This window comes from Burkholderia sp. AW33-5, from assembly GCF_053427615.1.
The window spans coordinates 1-335 of sequence record NZ_JBSAXA010000119.1 but is presented as its reverse complement, the minus strand read 5'-3'; the positions used below and the strand labels follow the sequence as shown (position 1 = coordinate 335).

Annotated in this window: 1 protein-coding gene; it reads left to right on the top strand. The window is 69.9% G+C overall.

The window, feature by feature from the left end:
- Positions 1-335, top strand: a 335-nt coding sequence (locus tag ACV22V_RS32630; RefSeq protein WP_448016854.1) for a class II glutamine amidotransferase, incomplete at both ends; no start/stop codon positions are given.

The window sequence follows — 335 nt, the reverse complement described above, 5'->3', positions numbered from 1 at the left end:
CGGGCGCGCCGAAGCGCGCGCGCAGCGTCGCGCGCGTCGCCGATCTCGACGCGCAGGTGCAGGAATCGCATCTCGAAGGCACGACCGGCGTCGCGCACACGCGCTGGGCGACGCACGGCGCGCCCGTCACGCACAACGCACACCCGATCTTCTCGTCGAACGCGCTCGCGCTGGTGCACAACGGCATCATCGAGAACTTCGAGACGCTGCGCGAAGCGCTGCGCGCGAAGGGCTACGAGTTCGTGTCGCAGACCGACACCGAAGTCATCGCGCACCTCGTGCACAGCCTGTATCGCGGCGACCTGTTCGCGGCCGTGCGCGAAGCCGTGCAGCAG